This is a genomic window from Actinomadura sp. 7K534, assembly GCF_004348575.1.
Lineage (GTDB): Bacteria > Actinomycetota > Actinomycetes > Streptosporangiales > Streptosporangiaceae > Spirillospora > Spirillospora livida.
The window spans coordinates 1-8800 of record NZ_SMKB01000278.1; the positions used below are offsets into that span (position 1 = coordinate 1).

10 protein-coding genes and 1 pseudogene are annotated in these 8800 nt (G+C 71.1%); 8 read left to right on the forward strand and 3 right to left on the reverse strand.

The window, feature by feature from the left end:
• A pseudogene (locus tag E1266_RS38435) lies at window positions 1-219 on the forward strand (LLM class flavin-dependent oxidoreductase); the annotation flags it as partial.
• 76 nt (window positions 220-295) lie between these two features.
• Here E1266_RS38435 and E1266_RS32485 read toward each other — a convergent pair.
• Both E1266_RS32485 and E1266_RS32490 read right to left on the reverse strand, forming a co-directional pair.
• Window positions 296-682 carry an SCO5389 family protein gene (locus E1266_RS32485; protein WP_132053636.1) on the reverse strand — a complete coding sequence of 129 codons (387 nt, stop codon included), beginning with the start codon at window positions 680-682 and terminating at the stop codon, window positions 296-298.
• 113 nt (window positions 683-795) lie between these two features.
• On the reverse strand, window positions 796-981 hold the full coding sequence (locus E1266_RS32490; protein WP_132053638.1) for a hypothetical protein: 186 nt from the start codon (window positions 979-981) through the stop codon (window positions 796-798).
• A 143-nt stretch (window positions 982-1124) separates the two neighbouring features.
• Here E1266_RS32490 and nucS point away from each other — a divergent pair, with 143 nt between their 5' ends.
• The 5 genes from nucS (at window position 1125) to E1266_RS32515 (ending at window position 5488) form a co-directional block, all read left to right on the forward strand.
• Window positions 1125-1805: an endonuclease NucS gene (gene nucS / locus E1266_RS32495; RefSeq protein ID WP_132053641.1), complete on the forward strand. Its 681-nt coding sequence runs from the start codon at window positions 1125-1127 to the stop codon at window positions 1803-1805.
• A gap of 79 nt (window positions 1806-1884) precedes the next feature.
• Window positions 1885-2472 (forward strand): TetR/AcrR family transcriptional regulator, encoded by a 588-nt coding sequence (locus tag E1266_RS32500; protein ID WP_132053643.1) that lies wholly within the window; start codon window positions 1885-1887, stop codon window positions 2470-2472.
• Between the two features lie 79 nt (window positions 2473-2551).
• Complete coding sequence (locus E1266_RS32505; RefSeq protein ID WP_132053645.1) at window positions 2552-3340, forward strand: site-2 protease family protein; 789 nt, start codon at window positions 2552-2554, stop codon at window positions 3338-3340.
• Between the two features lie 102 nt (window positions 3341-3442).
• Window positions 3443-4942: an aldehyde dehydrogenase family protein gene (locus E1266_RS32510; protein ID WP_132053647.1), complete on the forward strand. Its 1500-nt coding sequence runs from the start codon at window positions 3443-3445 to the stop codon at window positions 4940-4942.
• A gap of 51 nt (window positions 4943-4993) precedes the next feature.
• Window positions 4994-5488 (forward strand): GNAT family N-acetyltransferase, encoded by a 495-nt coding sequence (locus E1266_RS32515; RefSeq protein WP_132053649.1) that lies wholly within the window; start codon window positions 4994-4996, stop codon window positions 5486-5488.
• A 10-nt stretch (window positions 5489-5498) separates the two neighbouring features.
• Here E1266_RS32515 and E1266_RS32520 read toward each other — a convergent pair whose 3' ends face one another.
• Complete coding sequence (locus tag E1266_RS32520; RefSeq protein WP_132053652.1) at window positions 5499-6914, reverse strand: MBL fold metallo-hydrolase; 1416 nt, start codon at window positions 6912-6914, stop codon at window positions 5499-5501.
• Between the two features lie 141 nt (window positions 6915-7055).
• On the opposite strand from E1266_RS32520, the gene E1266_RS32525 reads away from it, so the two are divergent.
• Both E1266_RS32525 and E1266_RS32530 read left to right on the forward strand, forming a co-directional pair.
• The gene (locus E1266_RS32525) at window positions 7056-8144 is read left to right on the forward strand and encodes a sulfite oxidase (RefSeq protein ID WP_132053654.1); all 1089 of its coding nucleotides are present in this window, start codon (window positions 7056-7058) and stop codon (window positions 8142-8144) included.
• A 240-nt stretch (window positions 8145-8384) separates the two neighbouring features.
• Complete coding sequence (locus tag E1266_RS32530; RefSeq protein ID WP_132053656.1) at window positions 8385-8696, forward strand: hypothetical protein; 312 nt, start codon at window positions 8385-8387, stop codon at window positions 8694-8696.
• Window positions 8697-8800: the final 104 nt, after the last annotated feature.

Here is an 8800-nt window from a genome sequence, read left to right on the forward strand (position 1 = left end):
CCCCGCGACCCCGTCGCCTACACGCGCCGCATGTGCGAGCTGCACCCCGTGGGCTCACCGGACGACTGCATCGACGCCCTCGTCACCACCGTCCGGACAACAGGAATCAAGCACCTGATCCTCATGGTGGAGGCCGCCGGCTCCCGCGGAGCGGCCCTGGAGAACATCGCCCGCCTGGGCGAGGAGGTCCTCCCCAAGGTCCGCGCCGCCACGGCGTGACCGAGCGGAATGGCCCCCGGAAACGACCGCGGCGTGCCCCCCGTGGTCGCACAGGGGGCACGCCGCGGGTCGCGGGTCAGCAGTCGCGCAGCTCGGGAGACTGGTTGAGGATCTGCTCGCGGGCGGTGACGAACGTCCGGTAGGCGTCCGACTCGCCGGCGGGGAAGACGGCGACGCGGTGGCAGTTCTGGAACGCGAGCTTGATGCCGAAGTGCCGTTCCAGGGTGCCGCGCATGGCGTCGCTCGCCAGGACGCGGAGGAGCTGGCCGCGGGCCTGCTCGTCCGGCGGCGGCGTGAGGTTGTCGGCGAAGTCGCCGCCGTCGACCTGGAGCCGCGCCACCAGCCCGCTGATCATGTCCCACGCGTACGGGAGGGACGTTCTGATGCACTCGACGAACGCGGCGTCGCCGACCTCGCCCTGCTGTGCCGTCTCCAGGAGTTCCGGGGTCACGTCAAGAGACATGCGGGGGTCCTTTCGCCAGACGGAGGATGACTCCCACTCGCGACGCTAATCACGGTTTCCTGAGAATTCCAGGGGTTGACAAAGGTTTTCATTCCGCTAGCGGTTCGGGGACGTCAGCGCTGGGGCGCGGCGCGCCGGGACGTCCGCCGGGGCGGGCGGGCGGCCGCGCGCTCGGCGCGGTCGGCCCAGAACTCGCGGGCGCGGCGGGCGAACCGGCCGGCGCGCTCGGCCTCCGCCTCCGCCAGGCGCTCGCGCACCCGCTCCTTCATGAGCGACCGCATGATGTCGTGGTGGTACACGGTCCCTCCTCTTCGATGCCGGCCACCGGACGCGACCGACATCCAAGAGGTTCTTCCTAAGGCGCCCGGACCCGCATCGGCATGACGCCCTAGATCCGCGGTCGCGCCGCCTTAGCCCGCGCCGGGCACTAGAGTTGGGCGCCGTGCGTCTCGTTATCGCCCGCTGCAGCGTCGACTACGCCGGCAAGCTCACCGCCCATCTGCCGATGGCGCCGCGGCTGATCCTGATCAAGGCGGACGGAAGCGTGAGCGTCCACGCCGACGACCGCGCCTACAAGCCGCTCAACTGGATGAACCCGCCCTGCTCGCTGCGCGAGGAGAGCTACGAGGAGAACGGCGCCGTCGCGCGCTGGACGGTCACGCACGGCAAGTCGGGCGAGCGGCTCATCCTCACCATCGAGGAGATCCTGCACGACACGAGCCATGAGCTCGGCGTCGACCCCGGCCTGCGGAAGGACGGCGTGGAGGCGCACCTGCAGGAGCTGCTCGCCGAGCACATCACGACGCTCGGGGACGGCTACACGCTGATCCGCCGCGAGTTCCCCACCGCGATCGGCCCCGTCGACATCCTGTGCCGGGACGCCGACAGCGCCACGGTCGCCATCGAGATCAAGCGGCGCGGCGAGATCGACGGGGTCGAGCAGCTCACCCGGTACCTGGAGCTGCTCAACCGGGACCCGCACCTCGCGCCCGTCCGCGGCGTGTTCGCCGCCCAGGAGATCAAGCCGCAGGCCCGCGTGCTCGCCGCCGACCGCGGCATCCACTGCGTGACGCTCGACTACGACGCACTGCGCGGCATCGAACACGAGGGCACCCTGTTCTGACCCGGCACCTGTTCTAACCCCTGCCCATCTTCTGACACGTCGTGCGGCCCGCAGTCCGGGTCGCCGGTAATGTTCAGGTATGCCGATGGCCACCACCACCGACGCGACGCGTGAACGGATCATCGACGCCGCGGACGAGTGCTTCCGCCGGTTCGGCGTGGCGAAGACGACGGTCGAGGACATCGCGGCCGCGGCGAAGCTGTCCCGGGCGACCGTGTACCGGAGCGTCACCGGCGGGCGGGACGAGCTGATCCTCGAGGTCGTGGTCCGGGACCTGCACCGGTTCCTGGACCGGCTAGCCGACCGGCTGCGCCGGGAGCGGTCGGTGGCCGAGGCGATCGTCGAGGGGACGCTCGACGCGATCGAGCACGTCCGCAACGAGCCGACGATCACCCATTTCCTGGTGCCGGAGGCGGCGGGGCACATGCAGGCGGCGGTGGCCGGCGCGGCGGAGCACGTGCTGGCGGTCTGCTGCGACTACGTGCGGCCGTCCTTCGAGAAGGCGCAGCGGCAGCGGACGCTCAGGGCCGACATCGAGGTGGAGGGGACGGTGGAGTTCCTCTTCCGCATCATCACCTCGCTGATCGTCATGGACCGCGACCGGGATCCCGAGGAGCTGCGCCGCTTCCTGCGCACCTACGTCGTTCCGGTCATCGCGGCGCCGTGACTCCGGCGAGCGGGTAGCTTCGAAGATCGAACGGGACCGGGGCGCCGGCGGAGACGGCGCGGCGAGAGGGGCCGAAGCCATGGAGGGGACTGCGCACGGGACGCGAGGGGATGCGGCCGTCCGGCCGAGCCCGATCTTCCTCGCGATCGTGGCGGCGACGGTCCTGTGCGGCCTGATCGCCTGGCGGTACGCGGACGACCCGGCCAAGCCGGCCCGGCTCGCGGTGTTCGGGTTCGTGCTGGCGGCGTGGATGGTGTCGCTGTGCCTGCACGAGTTCGGGCACGCCTACATGGCCTACCGGTCGGGCGACCACAGCGTCGTCTCCAAGGGCTATCTGACGCTGAACCCGCTCAAGTACTCCGACATCACGCTCAGCTTCCTGATCCCGGTGGTGTTCATCGTGCTCGGCGGCATCGGCCTGCCGGGCGGCGCCGTCTGGATCGAGCGGCACCGGATCCGGGGGCGGCTGCGGCACAGCCTGATCTCCGCCGCGGGCCCGCTGTCGAACGCGCTGTTCGCGATCATGCTCGCGGTGCTCTACAAGAACTTCGCCCACCAGGACCACGGGGTGTTCTGGCTCGGCGTGGCGTTCCTGGCGTTCCTCCAGGTCACCGCGGCCGTGCTGAACCTGCTGCCGATCCCGGGGCTGGACGGCTTCGGCATCATCGAGCCGTACCTGCCGCGCGGCCTGGTCGACAAGGTCGCCCCCTACGGCGGCTACGCCTTCCTCATCCTGATCGCCCTGCTCTGGCTGGGGCCGGTCAACCAGGCGTTCTTCGACGTGATCTTCCACCTCACCGGGGCACTGGGCTTGGACGAGTTCCCGATCCAGTTCGGGCACTCGCTCTTCCAGTGGTGGAGCGACTGACCTCGCTCGCCCTTGGGGTGACCGTCCGGGACGTAGGGTGATTTACTAGCCGGTACACACCTGCAAGCAATCACTTACCAGGCTCCTCCCGGGAGGTTCCTCATGTCCGTGGCCACGGAGAGCACCGAGACGTTCGCGTCCTTGAATCCGGCCACCGGCGAGGTCGTCGCCGAGCATCCCGTCCGGGACGCCGCCGCCGTCGCCGCGGCGGTCGAGCGGGCCCGCGAGGCGGCCGGCTGGTGGCGCGCCCTCGGCTGGAAGGAGCGCAGGCTCCGGCTCCTCAACATCAAGGGCTCGCTGACCCGCAACCTCAACCGGATGGCGGAGCTCGTCCACCAGGAGACCGGCAAGCCGCTCCAGGACGCCCAGCTTGAGACGATCATGGCGATCTCCCACCTGGACTGGGCCGCGCGCAACGCGCAGAAGACCCTCGGCCCGCGCACCGTCTTCCCGGGCCTCATGGCGATCAACCAGAAGTGCGTGCTGGAGTACCAGCCGCTCGGCGTCGTCGGCGTCATCGGCCCATGGAACTACCCGATCTTCACCCCGATGGGCTCGATCGCCTACGCGCTCGCCGCCGGCAACGCCGTGGTGTTCAAGCCGTCGGAGTTCACCCCGGGCGTCGGGGTCTTCCTGGAGGAGCTCGTCTCCGCCGTCGTGCCCGAGCACCCAGTGCTGCAGACGGTCACCGGGCTGGGCGAGACGGGCGCGGCGCTCGCCTCGTCCCCGGACGTCGACAAGATCGCCTTCACCGGCTCGGCCCGGACCGCCAAGCGCGTCATGGCCGCGTGCGCGGAGAACCTCACGCCGATCGTGGCCGAGTGCGGCGGCAAGGACGCCTGCATCGTCGACTCCGACGCCGACCTCGACGCCGCCGCCGACGCGGCGCTGTGGGGCGCGATGTCGAACGCGGGCCAGACCTGCATCGGCGTCGAGCGCATCTACGTCGTGGACGACGCCTACGACAAGTTCCTCGGCAAGCTCACCGACAAGGCCAAGGACCTGCGTCCCGGCTTCGACCGCGAGGCCGCCTACGGCCCGATCACCATGCCGGCCCAGCTCGACATCATCGAGCGGCACATCAAGGACGCCCTGGACAAGGGGGGCAAGGCCGTCGTCGGCGGCGCCGAGTCCGTGCGCAAGCCGTACGTGGAGCCGGTCGTGCTGACCGACGTGCCGGACGACTCGGCCGCCGTGTCCGAGGAGACGTTCGGCCCGACGATCACCGTGCACCGCGTCAAGGACCTGGACGAGGCCGTCGAGAAGGCCAACCGGACCAGCTACGGCCTCGCCGGGACGATCTTCTCCGGGGATCGGTCCCGCGCGATGGACGCCGGCCGCCGGATGCGCTCCGGCATGACGTCCATCAACGCCTTCGCCGCGTTCGCCCAGGTCGCCGCGCTGCCCTTCGGCGGTGTCGGCGAGTCGGGGTTCGGCCGGATCCACGGCGCGGACGGGCTGCGCGAGTTCACCCGCCCGAAGGCCATCACGCGGCAGCGGTTCGCGACGATGAACCTGACCTCCTTCGAGCGCACCGAGAAGGAGATGGCGCGCGTCCTCAACATGATCAACATGATCCACGGCCGCCGCTACAAGCGCTGACACCGCCCGGCGCCCCCGCCCGGCGCGGGGGCGCCGCCTAGACTCGAAACCATGACATCCGGGACGTACGGTGCACCGGTGCGCAGCCGTTTCCAGGCGCCGCTGCGCACGATGCCGCCGCCCCCACCCGGTATCCGCCCGTTCCGGCCCGATGACGTCCCGGCGCTGGGCCCGGTCATGTGGGACGCCTACCGCGGCACCCCCGACGAGGCCGACGTAGGGGACCCCGAGGGCGCGGCACGCGAGATCCGGCTGGCGCTGGACGGCGAGTACGGCACCTTCCTCCCGGCCGCGTCGTTCGTCGCCGAGGACCAAGGCCGCCCCGTAGGCGCCGCGCTGGTCTCCCTCTACCGGGGCCTGCCACTGCTGGCCTTCCTCTTCACCGCGCCGTCCCACTCTGGCCACGGCCTAGGCCAGGGGCTCGTCCGCGCCGCCATGCACGCACTCACCGCAGAGGGCCACGACACCCTCACCCTCGCAGTCACCCGCCGCAACCGCCGAGCCCGCCGCCTCTACGAACACCTGGGCTTCGTCGAGGTCGCCTGACCCGCCCCGCTCACCCCGCAGCGGCGCCGACGGGCACCTCGACAGGATGCCCCGCGGCCCGCCACGCGGTCATCCCGCCGAGCACGTTGAGGACCGGCTCGTCCTGATGAGCGGCCAGCAGGCTGGCGGCGACGGACGACCGGTACCCGGTGCTGCAGGTGACGGCCAGCGGCCTGCCGCGCGGCACCCGGCCGAGCCGCGCGGGCAGTTCCGCGCCGGTGATGAAGGCGGCGCCCGGGACGTGCCCCGCGGACCATTCGGCGGGCTGGCGGACGTCCAGCACGTTCACCTCCTCGGCCACCACCCGGTCGTGGAGTTCGCCGACGCTGATCTGCGGCAGTCCCTCCAGCGGCTCGGCGGCGGCGCGCCACGCCGTCATGCCGCCGGCGAGCCAGCCGACGGGCGGGTCGTAGCCGATGCGCAGCAGGTGCCAGGTGACCGTCCACACGTCCTCGGGGCGGTCCACGACGAGGACGACGCGGGCGGCCTCCGGCAGCACGGTCCCCGCCCAGGTGGCGAAGGACGAGCCGAGCCCGACGTTGAGCGCGCCCGGGACGTGGCTCCCGCCGAACGCCTCCGGCGCGCGGACGTCCAGCACGACGGCCCCCTCGTCCTGGGCCCGCCGGACCTGCTCCACCTGCAGCGCGGGCGGCTCCCCGACCAGGGTGACGGGCTCGACGCCCGCCAGGTTCCGCGCGCGCATCCGGCGCCAGTACGGCGGGACGGCGGGCAGGGCGTCGGGCCGCAGGCAGCGCTCGACGAACCGCTCCGGGGCGCCGGTCTCGGCGAGCCGGGAGTTGGTACGCCGCTCGTAGCCGATGGTCGTGGACAGCCGACTCCCGATGCTGCCACCGCACAGCGAACCGGCCACATGAGTAGGGAAGACCTCCACGTGGTCGGGAAGCGAAAGGATCTTGTCCCGCACGGTGTCGCAAAGTGCCCGGGCGGCCTCCTCGGCCTCAGCGCGCCCGCCGAGCAGATCGGGCCGAGCAAGGTCGCCGACCAGCAGCGCACCGCCGGACAGCAGCAGCGCAGGTTCGTCCGCGCCGAGGTCCCGGTCGTAGACGAGAAGGCTGATGTGCTCGGGGGTGTGCCCAGGCGTGTGCAGCACCTCGATGCCGATCTCCCCGATCTCGAACTGCTCTCCGTCGCGCAGGGCGCGGTGCCGGTAGCCGAGGTCCGCCGTGGCGGAGCCGAGAGCCTGAGCGCCGGTGCGGGCAGCGAGCTGCGTCACCCCGGAGAGGTAGTCGTTGTGGCCGTGCGAGTCGAGCGAGTACCGGATGCGGAGCCCCTTGCGGCGCGCCTGCTCCAGGTAGTCGTCGACGTCCCGCCGGGGGTCGAACACCAGCGCCTCCCCGGTCTGCTCCGACCCCAGCAGGTACGACGCGTGCCCCAGACCTTCGAAGTAGAACTGCTGGAAGAACATCGCCACCCCTGCAGGTCAGGGCCTGGTCAACGACCGGGCCGCATTCGGCCTTTCGCCCGCCATACCCGTAAACAAGCGGTTCGCACCTCGGTGACCTGCGGAAAGACCGCATCAACCGCGCGGTGCGGGTACTCCCACGGCATGAGTCCATGGGGGAAACGGGACGACATGGTGGTGCACGAGCGGGAGCCGTACAACGCCGAGCCGCCCCGCACGGCGCTGGCCGGACACCGCGTGACGCCGCCCGATGCGTTCTACAGCCGCAACCACGGCCCGATCCCCGAGATCGACCCCGCCGCGTGGCGCCTTACCGTGGACGGCCTGGTGCGGGCCCCACTGGAACTGTCTCTGCAGCAACTGCGCGACCGGTTCAACGAGGTCGAGGTGACGGCAACGCTGCAATGCGCCGGCAACCGCCGCGCCGGGCTGCTGGAGGTGCGCGACATCCCCGGCGAGGAGCCGTGGGGCCCCTGCGCCACCGCCACCGCACGCTGGAGCGGGGTGCGCCTGGCCGACGTCCTGGCCCACGCCGGCCTGAACTCCGACGCCGCCCACATCGCCTTCGCCGCGCCGGACGTCTCCCCTCTCCCGGATCCGCCCGAGCCTTACGGCGGCTCCATCCCGGTCGCCAAGGCCCTGAGCCCGGAGGTGCTCCTGGCCTGGGCCATGAACAGTGAACCGCTCCCCCGGATCCACGGTGCCCCGCTGCGGGTGATCGTCCCCGGCTGGATCGGGGCACGCAGCGTCAAGTGGCTCACCCGCGTCACCGCGCAGGCGGAGCCGTCCGCCAACTACTTCCAGGCCACCGCCTACCGCGTCCTCCCCCCGGAGGCCGACCCCAGCCGAGCCGGACCCGGCGACGGCATCTCCTTGGGGCCGATCGCCCTCAATTGCGAGATCCTCAGCCCCGACGACGGTGCCCACGTGCCTCCCGGCCCCACACGGGTTACTGGCTACGCCCTAGCCGGGGATGACCGCACCGTAGCCCGCGTGGACGTCTCCGTGGACGGCGGCCGAACCTGGGCCCAGGCGGACCTGGACGCCGGAGACGGACCGTGGACATGGCAGCACTGGCACACGACCGTCGACCTCCCCACGGGCGAAGTCGAAATCACCGCAAGGGCATGGGATTCCACAGGCGCGCTCCAACCCGAATCACCGGCCCACCTATGGAACCCCAAGGGCTACATCAACAACTCCTGGGCCCGCATCCACCTGAACTCCGCTTGAGGCCCGGTTCTACCGGCGTTCTGGGCGGACCAGGTACCAGGCGCCGGACGGGGTGACCCAGATCAGCAGTCCGGCCCAGATTTGGAAGAGCCGCCAATCCTTGCGCTGCTTCAGTCTGTGGTGGCGTCTGCAGAGAGGTGCAAGGTTGCAGCGGCAGGTGATTCCGGGCCGCCAGGGCACCGTGTGGTCCAGATCGCAGCGGTGTGAGGGCTGGTTGCAGGTGGGGAACACACACGTCGCATGGCGGGCTTCGACCTCTCGCCGCATCACCGCGGGCGGCCGGTAGCCGGGTCTGCCGTGGACCTCTTCGTCCCCCTGGCAGGCCGCGTCGCGAGCGTCCGAGAACTGGCTGTGGATGCGCTGCGCAGTCTGCCGGACGGCGTGCGGCAGTTCCCGGGGAGAGACGCGCCCTTGCACATGTCTGAGGCGCCGCTCCACCTCATTCGCCAGAGCCGCGATGTCGGTATCACCGCTGAACTCGTCGCACGCACCGCCCGACTCGGTTCGCAGGCCGTCCCCCTCGCCCGAGCCCTCTCTGTCAGACTGCTGTGACACAAGGGACGAACGAGTCCTTCTGATACCAAGCAGGGCGAGACAGGACGAACAGCGCAGTGACGATGACTCTCGCCGACCAGGCCGCCGTGACGACACGGCAG